At 48.8% G+C, this 16,483-nt stretch carries 24 protein-coding genes; 16 read left to right on the top strand and 8 right to left on the bottom strand.

The features are described 5' to 3' along the window. Positions 1 to 39 precede the first annotated feature (39 nt). Both KNO87_RS01915 and KNO87_RS01910 read left to right on the top strand, forming a co-directional pair. Positions 40 to 516, top strand: a complete 477-nt coding sequence (locus KNO87_RS01915) for a DUF305 domain-containing protein (protein ID WP_214793049.1) — start codon at positions 40 to 42, stop codon at positions 514 to 516. A gap of 197 nt (positions 517 to 713) precedes the next feature. Beyond that, positions 714 to 1,430, top strand: coding sequence for a M23 family metallopeptidase (locus KNO87_RS01910; RefSeq protein ID WP_214793051.1), 717 nt, complete (start codon positions 714 to 716; stop codon positions 1,428 to 1,430). A 43-nt stretch (positions 1,431 to 1,473) separates the two neighbouring features. Here the strand turns inward: KNO87_RS01910 and KNO87_RS01905 are convergent, their stop codons facing one another. The 3 genes from KNO87_RS01905 to KNO87_RS01895 all read right to left on the bottom strand — a co-directional run bounded on the left by KNO87_RS01905 (position 1,474) and on the right by KNO87_RS01895 (position 3,192). Beyond that, entirely contained in the window at positions 1,474 to 1,635 is a 162-nt protein-coding gene (locus KNO87_RS01905) for a hypothetical protein (protein WP_214786356.1), read from the bottom strand. Between the two features lie 87 nt (positions 1,636 to 1,722). Then, positions 1,723 to 2,640 (bottom strand): TerC family protein, encoded by a 918-nt coding sequence (locus KNO87_RS01900; RefSeq protein ID WP_214793054.1) that lies wholly within the window; start codon positions 2,638 to 2,640, stop codon positions 1,723 to 1,725. Positions 2,641 to 2,763: 123 nt separating this feature from the next. Next, a complete protein-coding gene (locus KNO87_RS01895) occupies positions 2,764 to 3,192 on the bottom strand; it encodes an Rrf2 family transcriptional regulator (protein ID WP_214793056.1) in 429 nt (142 codons plus the stop codon). Positions 3,193 to 3,337: 145 nt separating this feature from the next. Between KNO87_RS01895 and KNO87_RS01890 the strand changes: the two genes are divergently transcribed. Beyond that, positions 3,338 to 4,195 (top strand): SDR family oxidoreductase, encoded by an 858-nt coding sequence (locus KNO87_RS01890; RefSeq protein ID WP_214793059.1) that lies wholly within the window; start codon positions 3,338 to 3,340, stop codon positions 4,193 to 4,195. Positions 4,196 to 4,233: 38 nt separating this feature from the next. On the opposite strand, the gene KNO87_RS01885 is transcribed toward KNO87_RS01890, so the two are convergent. The 4 genes from KNO87_RS01885 to KNO87_RS01870 all read right to left on the bottom strand — a co-directional run bounded on the left by KNO87_RS01885 (position 4,234) and on the right by KNO87_RS01870 (position 7,399). Continuing rightward, positions 4,234 to 5,766 carry a methyl-accepting chemotaxis protein gene (locus KNO87_RS01885; protein WP_214793062.1) on the bottom strand — a complete coding sequence of 511 codons (1,533 nt, stop codon included), beginning with the start codon at positions 5,764 to 5,766 and terminating at the stop codon, positions 4,234 to 4,236. Positions 5,767 to 5,894: 128 nt separating this feature from the next. Continuing rightward, positions 5,895 to 6,536: a TVP38/TMEM64 family protein gene (locus tag KNO87_RS01880; protein ID WP_214786362.1), complete on the bottom strand. Its 642-nt coding sequence runs from the start codon at positions 6,534 to 6,536 to the stop codon at positions 5,895 to 5,897. A 78-nt stretch (positions 6,537 to 6,614) separates the two neighbouring features. Further along, the gene (locus KNO87_RS01875) at positions 6,615 to 7,046 is read right to left on the bottom strand and encodes a DUF1801 domain-containing protein (RefSeq protein WP_214793065.1); all 432 of its coding nucleotides are present in this window, start codon (positions 7,044 to 7,046) and stop codon (positions 6,615 to 6,617) included. Then, positions 7,043 to 7,399, bottom strand: a complete 357-nt coding sequence (locus KNO87_RS01870; protein WP_214793068.1) for a DUF2200 domain-containing protein — start codon at positions 7,397 to 7,399, stop codon at positions 7,043 to 7,045. The genes KNO87_RS01875 and KNO87_RS01870 overlap by 4 nt, the downstream gene beginning before the upstream one ends. A gap of 117 nt (positions 7,400 to 7,516) precedes the next feature. On the opposite strand from KNO87_RS01870, the gene KNO87_RS01865 reads away from it, so the two are divergent. Further along, on the top strand, positions 7,517 to 7,969 hold the full coding sequence (locus KNO87_RS01865) for a MarR family winged helix-turn-helix transcriptional regulator (RefSeq protein ID WP_214793071.1): 453 nt from the start codon (positions 7,517 to 7,519) through the stop codon (positions 7,967 to 7,969). Between the two features lie 15 nt (positions 7,970 to 7,984). Continuing rightward, complete coding sequence (locus tag KNO87_RS01860) at positions 7,985 to 8,497, top strand: GNAT family N-acetyltransferase (protein WP_214793074.1); 513 nt, start codon at positions 7,985 to 7,987, stop codon at positions 8,495 to 8,497. Here KNO87_RS01860 and KNO87_RS01855 read toward each other — a convergent pair. Then, positions 8,494 to 9,159 carry a haloacid dehalogenase type II gene (locus KNO87_RS01855; RefSeq protein WP_214793077.1) on the bottom strand — a complete coding sequence of 222 codons (666 nt, stop codon included), beginning with the start codon at positions 9,157 to 9,159 and terminating at the stop codon, positions 8,494 to 8,496. The genes KNO87_RS01860 and KNO87_RS01855 overlap by 4 nt on opposite strands. Positions 9,160 to 9,229: 70 nt before the next feature. Between KNO87_RS01855 and KNO87_RS01850 the strand changes: the two genes are divergently transcribed. The 11 genes from KNO87_RS01850 (at position 9,230) to KNO87_RS01800 (ending at position 16,470) form a co-directional block, all read left to right on the top strand. Next, positions 9,230 to 9,823: an FMN-binding negative transcriptional regulator gene (locus KNO87_RS01850; RefSeq protein ID WP_214793080.1), complete on the top strand. Its 594-nt coding sequence runs from the start codon at positions 9,230 to 9,232 to the stop codon at positions 9,821 to 9,823. 145 nt (positions 9,824 to 9,968) lie between these two features. Further along, complete coding sequence (locus KNO87_RS01845; RefSeq protein WP_353047445.1) at positions 9,969 to 11,012, top strand: iron-siderophore ABC transporter substrate-binding protein; 1,044 nt, start codon at positions 9,969 to 9,971, stop codon at positions 11,010 to 11,012. A 20-nt stretch (positions 11,013 to 11,032) separates the two neighbouring features. Further along, positions 11,033 to 12,034, top strand: a complete 1,002-nt coding sequence (locus KNO87_RS01840) for a FecCD family ABC transporter permease (RefSeq protein ID WP_483298046.1) — start codon at positions 11,033 to 11,035, stop codon at positions 12,032 to 12,034. Further along, positions 12,031 to 13,062: a FecCD family ABC transporter permease gene (locus tag KNO87_RS01835; RefSeq protein WP_214793086.1), complete on the top strand. Its 1,032-nt coding sequence runs from the start codon at positions 12,031 to 12,033 to the stop codon at positions 13,060 to 13,062. The genes KNO87_RS01840 and KNO87_RS01835 overlap by 4 nt, the downstream gene beginning before the upstream one ends. After that, positions 13,063 to 13,899, top strand: a complete 837-nt coding sequence (locus KNO87_RS01830; protein ID WP_214793089.1) for an ABC transporter ATP-binding protein — start codon at positions 13,063 to 13,065, stop codon at positions 13,897 to 13,899. It abuts the gene before it with no gap. A 169-nt stretch (positions 13,900 to 14,068) separates the two neighbouring features. Beyond that, positions 14,069 to 14,467, top strand: a complete 399-nt coding sequence (locus KNO87_RS01825; RefSeq protein ID WP_074035820.1) for a cytidine deaminase — start codon at positions 14,069 to 14,071, stop codon at positions 14,465 to 14,467. A 95-nt stretch (positions 14,468 to 14,562) separates the two neighbouring features. Continuing rightward, the gene (locus KNO87_RS01820; protein WP_214793092.1) at positions 14,563 to 14,817 is read left to right on the top strand and encodes a type II toxin-antitoxin system Phd/YefM family antitoxin; all 255 of its coding nucleotides are present in this window, start codon (positions 14,563 to 14,565) and stop codon (positions 14,815 to 14,817) included. After that, entirely contained in the window at positions 14,810 to 15,076 is a 267-nt protein-coding gene (locus tag KNO87_RS01815) for a Txe/YoeB family addiction module toxin (RefSeq protein WP_214793095.1), read from the top strand. The genes KNO87_RS01820 and KNO87_RS01815 overlap by 8 nt, the downstream gene beginning before the upstream one ends. 72 nt (positions 15,077 to 15,148) lie before the next feature. Further along, positions 15,149 to 15,466: an ArsR/SmtB family transcription factor gene (locus tag KNO87_RS01810; RefSeq protein WP_214793098.1), complete on the top strand. Its 318-nt coding sequence runs from the start codon at positions 15,149 to 15,151 to the stop codon at positions 15,464 to 15,466. Between the two features lie 76 nt (positions 15,467 to 15,542). Beyond that, complete coding sequence (locus KNO87_RS01805; protein WP_214786382.1) at positions 15,543 to 15,971, top strand: DMT family transporter; 429 nt, start codon at positions 15,543 to 15,545, stop codon at positions 15,969 to 15,971. Between the two features lie 16 nt (positions 15,972 to 15,987). Beyond that, on the top strand, positions 15,988 to 16,470 hold the full coding sequence (locus tag KNO87_RS01800; RefSeq protein ID WP_214793101.1) for a DMT family transporter: 483 nt from the start codon (positions 15,988 to 15,990) through the stop codon (positions 16,468 to 16,470). The last annotated feature ends 13 nt before the right edge of the window (positions 16,471 to 16,483 follow it).

Here is a 16,483-nt window from a genome sequence, read left to right as displayed (position 1 = left end):
AAAGTACTTCTACATGCATAACTAGAAAGGGTGAACGAGATGAAATCGTACGGGAAATTTGGAATCATGATTGCGGTCTCTACGTTTATTATGTATTGGCTCATGTATTTGAACGTCTTTCAAATCAATCATATCTTCTACAGTCAGACGAGGTTGTATATGGCGCTCATCATGGGATCGGTCATGGCATTCGTCATGCTTCTCTTTATGTGGGGGATGTACAAGAACAAAACACTTAATTTTATCATCCTAGGGGTCAGTGCCCTCGTCTTCAGTGGCTCGCTCTGGCTCGTACGCAGTCAGACGACGGTCGATGACGTCAGTTGGATGAAGGCAATGATTCCCCACCACTCCATCGCCATCTTGACAAGTGAGCGTGCGGAAATCGAAGACCCGCGTGTGAAAGAACTGTCTGAAGAGATCATCAAGGCGCAGCGCCGTGAAATTGAAGAGATGAAGCAACTGATCAAAGATTTAGAGGATGAAGAAGAGAACGCAGAAGAGAATCAAGAGTAACAGGCATACACAGTCATGATTGACTGTGTATGCTTTTTTGATTTTAGGAAAAATGAGGGAAGTAAGTTAGAATTTGTTTTCCTTTATTTGAAATATAAATGACATATTTGTCGATTCGTTTTGGTGGTAAAATTTTTTCATCAAGATAATATAAAAAATAAAAATTTAAATACATAATTGAAAGGATTTACCATACTATGAAACGAAAGATGCTTTCCCTCCTCTGTGCTGCGTTGCTCACCATCGGAATCTTCACCCCGGTCGGTACGCCTGCTGAAGCAGCGACCACGTATTATGTCAAAGTCACGACCAACAGTTTAAACGTCCGTTCGGGCCCAGGCACGACATATGCGATCGTCGGCAGCGCAAAGTTAGGCCAGTCGTTCAAGTATCTCGGCGTAAGCGGGGGATGGACGAAAATCAACTTTAACGGGACAGCCCGTTACGTATCGAGTACATATGTGAAGAAGTATAGTGTGACGACACTCTCGACGACGTCGACAGCAAAAATGATCATCCCGACAAAAGGAACGTTGACGCAAAAATACGGTCCAGCGAGCGGACAATACGGCTACACGTTCCATAACGGCATCGACTTGGCGGCACCGAGAGGGACTCCGGTCGTGGCGGCCGCATCTGGACAAGTCATCGTCGCCCGGAACTACGGGGCGTATGGGAATCACATCATGATGACCCATCAGTTAAATGGCCAAACATACATCACGGTATACGCACACCTCGACCGCCTCAATGTCGTCAAAGGACAGACGGTCGCAAAAGGGGCAACAATCGGAGCAGTTGGCAACACCGGCAACTCATTCGGAAACCATCTCCATTTTGAAGTACATCGGAACAGCTATGTATATAGCAGTTCAGCTCCTGCCAACAGTATCAATCCATATACGATGTTTTAATGCAAAAGCACGCGCCCCATATTTGGGAGCGCGTGCTTTTTGGTTAATGAATAGTTGTTCGTTTGTTCCGTCCGATTTGGTTGGCGACGACGAGGCTGACACCAAGGACGACACCAAACACCAGTCCGAATAGGTTGTTGAAGAGTAACATGAGGATGATCCCGAAAACGAGACCGATACTCATGAGGCCAATCCGATCAAACATAGTGAATCCCCTTTTCTGTAGTTGTGCACCTCATTGATTACCCGATTTTCAAAGAAAGAACACCGACGAAATGGATCGATTGATTCATTATACGTGTTTGGACGAACTAGGTTTCGTTTTGTAGAAACTATAGAGGACGCTAATCAAGATGACGAGAATGATTGTCCCGAGCGACATCCAAATCGGCATCTTGTACACATCGCCCGAGATCATCTTCGCCCCGATAAAGACGAGCATAAAGCTGAGACCATGTTTCAAATAGTAGAAACGGTCGATCAAGTTGGCGAGGACGAAGTAGAGACTACGGAGTCCAAGAATCGCCATGATGTTCGCATAGAAGATGATATACGGGTCACGCGAATACGCGAAGCTCGCGGCGACCGAATCGACGGCAAAGACGATATCCGACAATTCGATGAAGATGAGCGCGATGAAGAGCGGCGTGAAGAACAACTTCCCATTGATTCGCTTCGTGAACTTCCCTGATGAAATGTCTTGCGTGATCGGAAGGCGTCGCTCGAGCCAACGAATCGTCTTGTTCTCCTCGAGCGACTCGTCTTTCCCGATATTTTTATACATCATCCACCCTGTATAGACGAGGAACGCTCCGAACACGTAATAGACCCAACCGAAGTTTTCTAAAAGCGATACCCCAGCGACGATGAAGACGGCGCGGAAGAAAATGGCTCCGAGAATTCCCCAGAATAACACTTTGTGCTGATACTTGAGCGGGATGGCGAAGTAGGCAAAGACGAGCGAGAAGACGAACACGTTATCAATTGCGAGTGCTTTTTCGATGAAGTATACACTCGCATATTCTGTCGCCGCCGTACTACCTTGCGTGTAGAACAACCAACCTCCGAATACGATTGCAATTCCGATCCAGACAAACGTCCATGTCCATGCCTCACGGAGCGAGACTTCGTGTGCCTTACGGTGGAACACCCCGAGGTCAAGCGCGAGCATAAAGATGACGATGAGTAAAAACCCGATGAGTAGGGTCAATAACAATTCCTCCTTTTAAGTTCGTATGAACTTCTATATCATTAATTTAAGTTCATTTGAACTCAAAGTCAAGAGGTCAATGAAAAAACCACTCTCTAAAGAGTGGTTCATGAAGTGAATCTTTCAATCTGCAAGTTGTTCGATGTCTTTCACGACATCTCCGAGTGTAATCTGTTCAAGTACACGTTCCATTGCAGATTGGGCGGTTATAAAGATGGGTTCGATCGTTGTTTGGATATTTCTTCCGACTGGACAAGCGGGATTTGGTTGGTCATGAATCCCGAACAATTCATTCGGTTCAACGACAGAAACAGCTTGATAGATTTCGAGAAGTGAGATGGCGTTTAGTGATTTTTTTAGGGTTGCGCCGGCCACACCGGGTTTGACCTGAATCAATTCAGCTTTTTTCAACATAGCCATAATCTTTCGGATAAGGGCAGGGTTTGTATTTACGCTCCGCGCTAAAAAATCTGATGAGATGACTTCTGGTGGTGAAAGCGCGACAAGAGTCAGCATGTGGATGGCCACCGAAAAACGACTACTGATTGTCATAAATCTCTCCCTTTCTATTCATACGTGTAAACAACTTTGTTACATGTTTAGTATAACAGGGAAAGAGTAATTGACAAATGAGTTACCTGTAATTATGATGGTTACATGTAATTGATTCGATTACAAGTTGAAGGAGGAAAATAAAATGAAATATTTAATCACTGGGGCAACCGGTAAATTAGGGTCGAAAATTGTAGAGGAGTTACTGAAGTCAATCGATGCGAGCGACCTTGCTGTCAGCGTACGGAATCCAGAGAAAGCAGCATCGCTTAAAGAACGTGGGGTCGACGTACGCCACGGTGATTTCGATCAGCCGGACACACTCGATGAAGCGTTCAAAGGTGTCGAGCGTCTGTTGATCATCTCGGCAGATGGAGACAATGATACACGGATTCGTCAACATACGAACGCAGTCGAGGCGGCGAAACGGGCAGGTGTCTCATTTATCGCCTATACGAGTCTCGCCGATGCGACAGATAGTGAGAACTTGATGGCACCCCCACATGTCGTCACAGAGGAAGCGATTGTGGAATCTGGGATTCCGTATGCGTTCTTACGCAACAACTGGTACTTAGAGAACGAGTTGTCGAGTATTCAGGCAGTGCTTGATGGGGCACCGTGGATCACGGCGGCTCGGGATGGGAAGGTCGGCTGGGCACTTCAACAAGACTATGCAGAAGCGGCGGCGAACGTCCTGTTGAAAGAACAGCAGGAGAGTGCGGTATATGAATTGTCGGGACCGCTCCATACGCAGCAAGATCTCGTCGATGCATTGAGTGAGGTGCTTGGTCGCGACGTTGCGATGCAAGAGTTGAACCTCGAAGCGTATGAAGAAACGATGCGCGGGGCAGGACTACCTGATGACGTGGTCGCACTTCTCGCTGGCATTCAGCGTAGCATCCGTCAAGGAACGCTCGAGATTCACGAGAGTGACTTTGAACCGGTTCTCGGACGTCCGGTCACACCGCTCACTGAAGGGATTCGTCAACTGATCGACCGATAAACAAAATTCCCCCGACCAAACGGTCGGGGGAATTTGTGTTAGGCACGAGATGCGTGATTTTCGAGTTGTGTCGTCACATCTTCAAGTGCGTTCGCTGTGACGGCGAGTCGGTCCGACATGGTGCTGAGCTCTTTTTGGATGGCGACTTGTTCTTCGGTTGCGGCGGCGACATGGTGAATCTGTTGCTGGAGTTCGCTTGCCGCATACTTTGTCGATTCGAGGCGTGTTTCGAGCGTTTCCATCTGGGCCGTCACGTGTTGCCGCGTCTCTTGAATCGACGCAATCTGTGCATCGATTTCAGACACGTCTTCTGTAAGGCGGCCGAAGACGGCCGTCACGTCGTTCGTGACGGTTTGACAGTTCTCTGTCGCTTCTTTAAACAAGTGGGCGGATTTCGATACGACCGCCGTATCCTCCATTAATCCGCCAAGGACACGTGTCATCTCGGACGCATATTCTCGGGACTGCACGGCGAGTTTTCCGACTTCTGAAGCGACGACCGCGAATCCACGACCGGCCTCTCCGGCACGAGCCGCTTCAATCGAAGCGTTCAAGGCGAGCATATTCGTCTGTTCACTGATCGAGCCGACTTGCTGCAAGATGCCTTGGATTTCAGATGAACGATTTGACATCGTTGCGACAATCCGTTCGAGTTGTTCAGACTCGGTGATGATTTCTTGCACTTTTTCTTCCATGTGACGCATATCCGTATTCCCGGAAAGGGCATCTTTTGCGATACGTGACGAGGCAGCGGCCGTCTGAGCCATTCGTTCTTGGATGAGTGCAGTGAGTGAACGGATCGATTGGATCTCATTCGCCCCTTGCATCATCGATGTTTGTTGCGATGAAGCGTGCGCAACGATCGGGTCGACGGTGATGGCAATCTGTTCACCAGATTCGAGCGATTGGTTCGCAGCTGATTCAAGCTCTTCTGCGTGGCTATTTAAGGATTGAACGAGGGAACTGACTTCCTGAATCGCTTGTTGAAGCAACTCTCGTGTTTCCTGTTCTTGTGTCTCGATCCGTTCCGATTCTTTGTTGCGGTAGTAAATCTGGGCGACGAGTACCGCACTGAGCAGGATCAAGTAGACGGCATGAATGAGCAACAAGCTGAACGGATAATCGCTTGTTCCACAAATCATCTCAGGGAATAAAGCATATCCCGCTAAATGCTGGACCGCAAAGATGCCAGCGCTGTAGAGGATCAAGTCGATGCGACGCATGAACGACAAGATTGCCAAGACGACAAAGATGGAAAAGTGATATTCGACGAGTCCTTGTCCACCGGCGACCGTCGAGATGCTCGCGAAGGTGAGCGTCAACATCATCCAGTGCGGGAACGTCTTCTGTTCTCGTTTCAAGCTGACGAACATCATCCCGAAAAAGACGAGTGGAAGAGCGAATAACACCCACGTCATAGTTGGATAGACATAATCATCTGCGCCGTTTCGTAAAATCGTATACGTATAGGCAAATTCTGTGAATCGGTGAAGCAAATGGACAACAATCGACGTCATCACAATCAATAACGTCGTCAACAACATCAACTGATTTCGTTTCGTAAAACTCATGTTTCTTTCCTCACATTCTCGTGTTCATTTGTTGTAGCTCTATACATATCGGACGGATGTCCCAGAAGTTTATTCGAATTGCATATTCGACATACAAAAAAGGAGCTCGAGGCTCCCTTTTACTATTTTTAGTTCAAGCCTAACCACTTCTTTACCGGTTCACGGAAGATATACGTCACGACAATCAATCCGACGAAGACGAGTGCGGCGATGAAGATCGTGGTGACGCTACCTGACGCGAGGCTCGCTCCGAGAAAACTATAAGCGAACGTCCCGGGAATCATGCCAAGAACCGTCGCTGGGACAAAGGCACGGAAACGGACGCGGGAGATGCCTCCGGCGTAACTGAGTAAGTCGAAACTGACGAGCGGGATGAGCCGTAAGACGAACACATATAAGAAACCGCGGCGCTCCATCTGAGTGAATAGCTTTTCCGACCATGGATAGCGATCGACGTTAACGACCGAGCGTCCGAAGAAGCGTCCCATGACGTAACCGGTCGTCGCAGCAGCGGTCGCACCAATAATGATATAGAGGACCCCAGGCCAAACGCCGAACGCGAGACCGGCTCCAAGTGATAGCACGGATGTCGGTAAAAAGGCGACCGGACCGATGGCGTATAGAAAAATAAAGAATAACGGACCCCAAAAACCAAACGACAAGACGATATCCCGTATGTCAGACGGACGCAACTCATAATGGAAATGGGTGATGTAGAACAACGTGCCAAATACGAGTAAAAACAAAGTGATTTTCAGCCAACGTGGCATGAGGCGCCCCTCCTTTTTTCTAAGCATACCGCATTCATCGCTCATGACAGAAAACGAATGTGCGAAAAAACCGAAGCGTTAGCCTCGGTTTCCTTCATAGCGTTGAATCCATTCATCGACAGATATTTTTTCGGCGAGTTCCCCGACCAAATCAAACGGGATCCGCTTCACGTTGTTGAAGCGAATACAGCTTTTCCCCATGTCGAGTTTCGTGGGGACGCGTTTCGCATACTCTTGTTCGAACCAAGCGAGTAGTTCAGGATCAGCGTAAATTCCCATATGATAAAGCCCGACATGGCGCTTTTGTGCGATCACGCTGATGAAGGGAAGGGGTGTACCCGGCGTCACGTGATAACCCGACGGATATCGCTCGAGCGGGACGACGTAATGGACGCCATGTCCGTCCGTCGTCTTTTCAAACCCGTCAGGTAAATGGTCATCGATGACCTCAATCAGGTGGATGAAGGAATCGAGCCGTGCCTCGTCCACAAGTGTCGTCATGTCCATCATGATTCGCCTCCTCGCAAGATTTTCTCCATTTTCTTTCCCTTCGCCAATTCATCAATGAGCTTATCGAGATAACGGATTTCACGCATGAGTGGTTCTTCAACGTTCTCGACGCGCACCCCACAGACGACACCTTTGATGAGGGCGCGGTCTTCGTTCAAATGAGGCGATGAAGCGAAGAATGTATCAAAATCAACCTCGTCAGCAATCTGACGCGCGAGTCCGGTCTCATCATATCCCGTCAACCACTCGATGATTGTGTCGACCTCTTCTTTCGTCCGTCCTTTTCGTTCGGCTTTAGCGACGTAGAGCGGATAGACGCTCGCAAAGCTCGTCGTGTAAATGCGGTGACTCATTGCACATTCCTCCTTCTTCATAAGCAATTCTCTCCTTTCATTCTCTCACAAAATCGAATATGCTTATATCAAATGTTTTTGTTGCATTTACAACAAAAAAGATAGGGGTGACTGATGATGCATGACCATCTGCGAGAAATCGGAATGATTGCGCGTGCCCTCGATTCAATCAGCAATATTGAATTCAAAGCACTCGGTTTAGAAAAAGGAAAGTATTTATACGTCGTCAGGATTTTTGAACACCCAGGTATCATTCAAGAGCGGCTAGCAGAGTTGATTAAGGTAGATCGGACGACCGCCGCACGTGCCATCAAGAAATTAGAGCAAGAAGGATTGATTGAGAGGCGACCAGATCTTGAGAATCAGAAAATCAAACATTTATACCTGACGGAGAAAGGTGAGGCGTTGTACCCGCGCATCATTCGCGAACACGAATATTCTACATCGGTCGCGTTATCAGGACTCGACGAGCAAGAGAGTAAGGAGTTGTTACGCCTTTTGAAAAAAGTACGAAGTAATGTGGAAACAGATTGGGCCGAAGTGAAGAAAGGCAAGCATCGAGAATATTGAGAGGAGCGAGGCAATATGATTGAAATCTCAAAAGTGACAGACGTAGAAGTCCTGCGTCACATTAGCATCCAGACGTTTACGGAGACGTTCGCACGTCACAATACACCGGAGCACTTGAACGCTTACCTAGAAAACGCGTATGCGACTGAACAGTTAAAGCAAGAATTGGCACACCCAAATTCCTATTTTTACTTTGCACATGTAGATGGCGAGTTGGCAGGCTATTTGAAAGTGAACGTACGCGACGCTCAATCTGAACCGATGGGCGCCGATACGATTGAAATTGAACGAATCTACGTATTGGAAGCATTCCAAGGTCATGGGGTAGGGAAAGCGTTATTTACTCAGGCGACCGAATTGGCGAAGGAGCTACATAAACGAAAGATGTGGCTGGGCGTATGGGAACACAATAAAAAAGCGATTCAATTTTATCGACGCAACGGGTTTGAACAAACGGGGGTGCACACCTTTTTCATGGGAGAGGATGCACAAAACGACCTCATTTTCACGAGGTCGTTCATGGATTAAAGCCATTCTGACAAGTTGTCCAAGTTCGGATAGACGGCATCTGGTTCCACATCGAACTCCTCGAACGGTAGGTCATTTCGGTTGATCCAAGCCGCATGGAAGCCGAAGTTTTTCGCCCCGGCGATGTCCCAGCCGTTCGACGATAAGAAGAGCACCTCGTCACGGCGAAGACCGGACGTCTTGAACCAGTGCATATAGGCGGCTGGCGTTGGTTTCGGTTGTTTGATGCCGTCGACGCTGACGACTTCATCAAAATAGTCGGAGAGTCCGGCGTTGTGAAGCAGCGCCTCAAGCATCTCATCCGTTCCGTTTGAGAGGATGACGGTCTTCATGTCATGTAGCTGTTTCAAGACAGACTCGACTTCTTCGTAAGGGGTGAGGTGCGCATATGATCCGATCAGGCGCTGTTCGATGTCCTCCGTCGCTTTTGCGTCATGGACGGCGAGTGCGTAACGGAGTGCGTCCCGGGTCACCGTATCAAAATCTTCGTAGCGACCCATCATGTGTCGCCAAAAGAAATACTCGAGTTGTTTTGTCCGCCATACTTGGCTGATGGCTGCTCCTTTTTCAGGGAACTCTTGTTCACAGGCGTCCTTCACCGAATGGACGTCAAACAAAGTGCCATATACGTCAAATACGATGGCTTTGATTGTTGGTTTCATAAGAACATTCCTCCTTCTGTGTCGTTATACCCGTCTTTTCAGAATATAATGGGGGAAAGGGGGCTCGATCATGTATATCCAAAACCGCTATTCCGTAGAAGATCAGGCAGATATTATAGCTTTTTTACATGCCCATCCGTTTGGTACGGTCGTGACGCATGACGGGGATAAACCGATTGCAACGCACGTCCCGTTACGATTCGATGAGGCGAACGGTCAACTGACGACCCACGTATCAAAAGCGAATCCGCAGTGGCGAACGATTGAAGAACAGGACGTTCTCGTCATCTTCCAAGGTCCGGACGCGTACGTGTCGGCGTCATGGTACGGACATGAGGACGTATCGACATGGAATTACCAAGCGGTACACGTATATGGACGTGCGACGATTCTCAATGAGACCGAGTTGATTGAAGAACTCGCAGGTTTGCTGAACGAGCACGAAGGAGAACGTGAACATGCGGTGCGATGGGATGATTTATCCGAACCGGTGAAGCGACAAATGCACGGCGTCGTCGGGTTTCGGATCGTCATTACCGACATTCAGGCAACGTTCAAGTTAAGCCAAAACCGAAACGACGTGGACCATGAACGCATCGTATCAGAGCTTGAAAAACAAGATGAACCGATTGCAGATGTCATGCGACGGCAGCGGAAATCTTGATCAACCTGTCCTAAAACGGCAGGTTTTTTCATTTTTTTTGAACCGAATAGCGGTTGACATGACTTAGGAGCAGGTCTATACTCATAACTGATAATGATTATCAGTATCGGAAAAATACAGAGAAGTTCGAAAAGGAGAAAATCACGTGAACAACACATTCAAGAAATGGTTACATATGTTCATCTTTGCATCGGCATTTGCGCTCATCTTAGCCGGTTGTGGTTCGGAAGAAGCTGAGAACGCTTCCACAAGTGAAGGGACAGAAGAAGCGGCAGAAGGTTACCCGATCACAATCGAGCACGCATTCGGAGAGACGGTCATCGAAGAGAAGCCAGAACGTGTCGCAACGATCTCATGGGGGAACCATGATGTCGCACTTGCACTCGACGTCGTACCGGTCGGATTCTCGGCTGCGAACTACGGTGTCCAAGATGACAGCGGCATGCTCCCATGGACAGCAGAGAAGTTAGAAGCACTCGGGGAAGAGAACCCGAACATCTATCAAGACACGGACGGATTAGACTTTGAAGCAATCGCAGATTCTAACCCGGACGTCATCTTGGCTGCCTACTCAGGCATCACGCAAGAAGACTACGACACGCTCAGTCAAATCGCACCGGTCGTGGCATACCAAGAAACTCCTTGGGTCACGTCATGGCAAGATATGGTTCGCTATGACTCACTCGCAATGGGACTTGGTGAAGAAGGCGAACAGTTGATTAAGGATACAGAGAAATTGATCACCGACAAAGCGACAGCCGTCCCTGAGATTGCCGGAAAGAAAGCCGCTTTCGTCTCGATGAGCGCGGAAGATCTTTCAAAATTCTATATTTACACGACGGGTGACCCACGCGGTGCCTTCATCGAAGAACTCGGGATGGAATATCCGCAAAACATTTTGGACGAGGCAGAAAAAGCAGACAGCTTCTACCTTGAGCTCAGTAAGGAAAACGCCGACATCCTGAACGACGTCGACATCTTCGTCACATACGGGAATGAAGACACGTTGAAGGCGCTCCAGGCAGACCCGCTCTACGGTAAAGTGCCAGCAATCGAACGTGGATCGGTCGTCTTGATCGAAGACAACACACCGCTCGCAGCGGCAGGAACGCCGACGCCACTCTCGATTGAATATACGATCGATGAGTACGTCTCACGCGTATCGGATGCGCTCGCGAAAGTAAAATGATGCAACATCAGGTGAAACAGATGCATACCCCGAAGTATTTCCCACTTCTTTTGGTTGGGACGCTCGTACTGACGGTTCTATGTATCGTGGCATCTCTTGCCTTCGGCTCAAGGACAGTCGGGTGGAATGAACTGCTGGACGGTTTATTCCGCCCGGCTGTTCAGTCGTATGAAGCGGACATCGTCCGAGAACGGGTCGTCCGGACGATCTTCAGTTTCATGTGTGGCGCAGCGCTCGGTGTGGCGGGGGCACTCATGCAGTCGGTGACGCGTAACCCAATCGCCGACCCGAGTATTCTCGGGGTCAACACGGGCGCGGCGCTTGCCGTTGTCATCGGGATCGCATTTTTCAACATCTCGACGGCAAGTGCGTTCATCTGGTTCGCGCTCGTCGGGGCATTGTTGACGGCCATTTTCGTATTCGGTATCGGCTCACTCGGACGGGGTGGTGCGACCCCGCTCAAACTCGTCTTGGCGGGTGCGGCGACGAGTGCGGCATTATCGTCCCTCGTCATGGCGCTCATGATTCCACGCTCGAACGTCATGGATCAGTTCCGCTTCTGGCAAGTCGGAAGTGTCGGCGCGGGGAATGTCGATTCCATCTATACGTTTCTACCGTTCTTATTGATCGGTCTCGTGATTGCGGTCGTGACCGCACCTTCCTTGAACGCACTCGCGCTCGGAGAAGAGATGGCGAAGAGCTTCGGTGTTCGGACCGGGACGTTGAAGCTGACGGCTTCGTTCGCGGGCGTCATTCTGTGCGGAGCAGCGACGGCACTTGCCGGACCAATCGGCTTTATCGGGCTACTCGCCCCTCATTTGATTCGGCTCGTGCTCGGTCCGGACCAACGCTATCTCATGCCGATGTCTGCCCTCGCGGGTGCGATCATCTTGACCTTCTCGGACGTCATCGGGCGTTTACTCGGGAGTCCGGGCGAACTTGAGGTCGGGATCGTGACGGCATTTATCGGGGCACCAATCTTGATTCTATTGACGATGAAAGTGAAAGTACGAGGACTATGATGCAACCAGCGATTGAACAAATCAGACAAGGACGTATGAAGCGTCGCCGGCGCTACGTCGGCATGACACTGCTCTTGACCGTGATTGCGGTCACGTTGAGCGGTTTGATGCTCATGTTGGGCAATACGATTTATCCGGTCCAGGACGTCATCCGCGTCCTGCTCGGGGAAGATGTGAAGGGTGCGTCGTTCGCCGTTGAGGTCCTTCGGTTACCACGTATGCTTGCCGGTGTCTTTGCGGGGGCAGCGTTCGGTGCGGCGGGAACGATCTTTCAGACGATGCTCCGCAACCCGCTCGCTAACCCGAACGTCATCGGAATCACGACCGGGTCGAGTGCGGCGGCCGTCTTCTGTATCGTCGTCCTGCAGTCGAGCGAGGCCATCATCTCGATTGCATCGATTATCGGAGGTCTCGTGACGGTGCTCGTCATCTACTTCCTCTCCAAAGGGGCCTCCTTCTCGATTGGTCGCCTCGTCTTGGTCGGGATCGGGATTCAGGCGATGCTCACGGCGGTCATCAATTACTTACTCCTCATCAGCCGACAAAATGATGTCGCCATGGCGATGCGGTGGTTGACAGGAAGCTTAAATGGGGCGAAGCTAGAGGAGTTGCCGCCTTTAATCATCACGGTACTCATCTGTTTACCGATCGTATTGTTACTCACCCGTCAGCTCGAGATGCTCGAGCTCGGTGAAATGGCGGCGACAGGGTTAGGGATCAATACAAACCAAACCCGATTGCTTCTCATCGTTGCGGCGGTGTTCATGCTCGCCCTTGCGACAGCGACGACGGGACCAATCGCCTTTATCGCCTTTTTGGCGGGGCCGATCGCCAAACGTCTCGTCGGGACAAGTCACGCCGGAATTTTGCCGGCAGCGCTTGTCGGCATCATCTTAGTGCTCGCGGCCGACCTCGTCGGACAATTCGCCTTCACGGCACGCTATCCGGTCGGTGTCATCACGGGCATCATCGGCGCGCCTTATCTCTTATACTTGTTGATTCGGATGAACCAGAAAGGGGACTTCTAAATGGCATCCATTATGAAAGTGGAACATCTCACCTCAGGATACGAGGACAAGATGATTTTGAATGATATCAGCCTTGAAATTCCGAGCAACCAGATTAGCATCATCATTGGTGCGAACGGTTGCGGGAAGTCGACGTTACTGAAGACGATGGCACGCCTCATTAAGCCGAGTGCCGGTCAAGTGACGCTTTACGATAAGCCGATCTCGAAGATGGCACCGAAAAAGCTCGCACGTGTCCTCGGGATGTTGCCACAGTCCCCGGTCGTACCGGAAGGAATCACGGTCGCCGATCTCGTCGGTCGCGGCCGTTACCCGCATCAATCGTTTTTAAAGGGATGGACGAAATCCGATTATGAGGCCGTCGCCGAGGCGATGGAGATGATGAACATCACGGAGTTCGCGGACCGTCCGATCGACGAGTTGTCAGGCGGACAGCGTCAACGCGTCTGGATCGCGATGGCGCTTGCCCAACAGACGGACGTCCTCTTTTTAGACGAGCCGACGACGTATCTCGATATTACGTATCAAGTCGAGATTCTCGACTTGTTGACGGACTTGAACCGAAAGTACGGGACGACGATTGTCATGGTGCTACACGACATCAACTTGTCGGCACGTTATGCCGACTACATCTTCGCACTCGACAAAGGGAAATTGATCGCCGAAGGGAAGCCATCGGACGTCATCACATGTGATTTGATCCATCGTGTCTTCAATCTCCGCTGTTCGGTCATGTGTGACCCGGTGTCGGGTTCACCGTCGGTCATTCCGATCGGTCGCCACCATGTACAGACAGAAACGGAAGAGGCGCCTGTCGCGCAGCTCGAGTTGGTATAACGAGAATCGAGAAGGAGCGAATGTTCCTTCTTTTTTTTGCATTGATGAAAGCGTTCTAAAAAGTCGTTGACTTCTCTTTGAGGCGGGTGTATGCTAAAAATCCTGCCCAAAAATGAGAGGCATGGGGACTGGCATCAGTTCATTCGATATTCGAGAGGAATGACTTAAGATGAACCAACAACAATTAGTCGAGCGCGCACGCCAATTGAAAGACAATGCGTATTCACCATATTCAAAGTTCCGCGTCGGAGCGGCACTTCTCATGAAGGACGGCACGGTCATCGATGGCGTCAACGTCGAGAACGTCTCGTTCGGAGCGACAAACTGTGCGGAGCGTACAGCCATCTTCACAGCGGTCGCGCAAGGATATAAAAAAGGTGACTTCGAAGCGGTTGCCGTGTCTGGGGACACGGAAGACTTCTTGCCACCGTGCAGCATTTGCCGCCAAGTCATGGTCGAGTTCGGCGATCCTGACTTCAAAGTACTCCTCACAAACGGCAACGCCGATGTAAAAGAAGTGACGCTTGGGGAACTCGTCCCGCTCGCGTTTACTGATTTGGATATGTAATAAAGAAGCGCTGATTCTGCCTAGAGTCAGCGCTTCTTTAAAAGTTGTTTTATTGTACAATAAAAAGTACAATAAAATAAAAGGGGTGAAAATTGATGTCCACCATCACATATAGTGACGCTAGAAAAAACTTCAAGAAAGTATTGGATCAAGTTCATGAAAACAGTGAAGCAATCGTCATCTCACGAAAAAATAGTGAAAATGCGGTCATCATGTCCGAACAAGAATATGAAAGCTTGATGGAAACGATTTATTTGTTGCGTAGTCCTAAAAATGCTGAACGTTTATTAGATTCTATTAAACAAATTGAGAATAGCGAAACAAAAGAAAGAAAATTGATGAATGAATAAGTCTCTTTTATTCACAGACAACGGTTGGGAAGATTATCTGTACTGGCAAAAAGAAGATAAAAAGAAATTAAAACGTATTAATTCGTTGATTGAAGACGTCAGAAGAAATGGAAATTTAAATGGAATTGGAAAACCAGAAGCTTTAAAAGGGAACCTACAGGGTTTCTATAGTCGGAGAATCGACTCGGAACACCGACTTGTCTATCGAGCAACAGATCAGCACGTCGAAATCTTACAGTGTCGCTATCACTATTCATAAAGTAGACTCACATCAATCAAAGATGAGAGTCTTTTTTTTGACATTTCGAGAATTATCGAATAACATAAGCGTATGAAAAATGCTGTGGAACTATTTAAAGTGTTAGGAAATGAAACGAGGCTCGAAATGTTGCATTGGTTGAAAGAGCCGATGCGTCACTTTGACAAACCGACAGCGCATCTTACGAAGAATATGAGCGAGAAGGGAGGAGTCTGCGTTGGGGATATCCAAGAGAAAACCACGTTATCCCCGTCGACGGTCTCACATTATTTAAAAATGATGCAAAGCGTTGGATTGTTAGAGTCAGAGCGACACGGGCAGTGGACGTACTATCGAAGAAATGAAGAAGTACTAAAAGAACTGTCTCGGTACATTGGAGAAGAGCTTTGACTCTTTTCCACGCTTTTAATTTCGATTTTTCTCGAAATATAGATATAAGCAGCGGATAGAAATGGAGGAAGACGGGATGAAATCAATTTTTTACGTCCTCGCTTTTTTAGCGGGTGTGGCGCTCAGTCTAGAGGGAGCGATGTATGCGAGTTTAGGAGAAACAATTGGAAAACTCGAAAGTAGTTTATATAACTTTGCCGTCGGTACAATTATTTTAGGAGTGGCCTTATTATTCTTCGGTAAAGGAAAGTTGTCGTATACGAAAGAAGCACCGAAATGGCAACTGACAGGTGGACTGCTCGGCTTAATTTATCTCACGATTCTTGTCGTCGGAATCCCGTTAATTGGCGTCGGGATGGCAATGAGTAGTGTCGTCGTCGGTCAATTGATCATGAGTATGGTGATTGAGCACAACGGTTGGCTCGGAAGTCCTAAAGTGACAGTTCGAAAAGAGAAAATCATTGCTGTCGGACTGATGATCGTATCGTTGTTCTTAATTTATTAATCGGGAGGTTGAACATATGTCTATATTATTATTGCTCGTCACCGTCATCGGAGGCGCGCTTCTCAGTGCACAGTCTTCTGTGAACGGAGCATTTAGTCGTAAGGCAGGTACATTAGAAAGTGCCTTCTTAACGTTCATTACGGGAGCCATGATGCTGTTCTTGCTTGTTTTGTTCTTTGGAAGCGGGAAGATTTTAAGTATTTTAGATGCGCCGGTCTGGCAACTAAGTGCCGTCTGGCTCGGAGTCAGTTATCTATTTTTAACGATTCTAGCAGTTCCCAAAATCGGGGTCATCGCAGCTAACTTGGCGGCGATTATCGGTCAACTCTCGATGGGAATGGTGATTGACCACTTCGGCTGGTTTGAAGGAGCTGTGATTCCATTCGACACGAAACGGTTGATTGCGTTGATCCTGATGGTTGTCGCTTTGCGGTTGCTATACGTAGGAAACGTGAAACAACAACGTGAGAAAGAGGTGCTGGAAACAAAGGCATCATAATCAAAAGGCAAGT

Source organism: Exiguobacterium sp. s34 (assembly GCF_018617435.1).
Lineage (GTDB): Bacteria > Bacillota > Bacilli > Exiguobacteriales > Exiguobacteriaceae > Exiguobacterium > Exiguobacterium aestuarii.
This window is presented reverse-complemented; position numbering and strand designations above follow the sequence as displayed.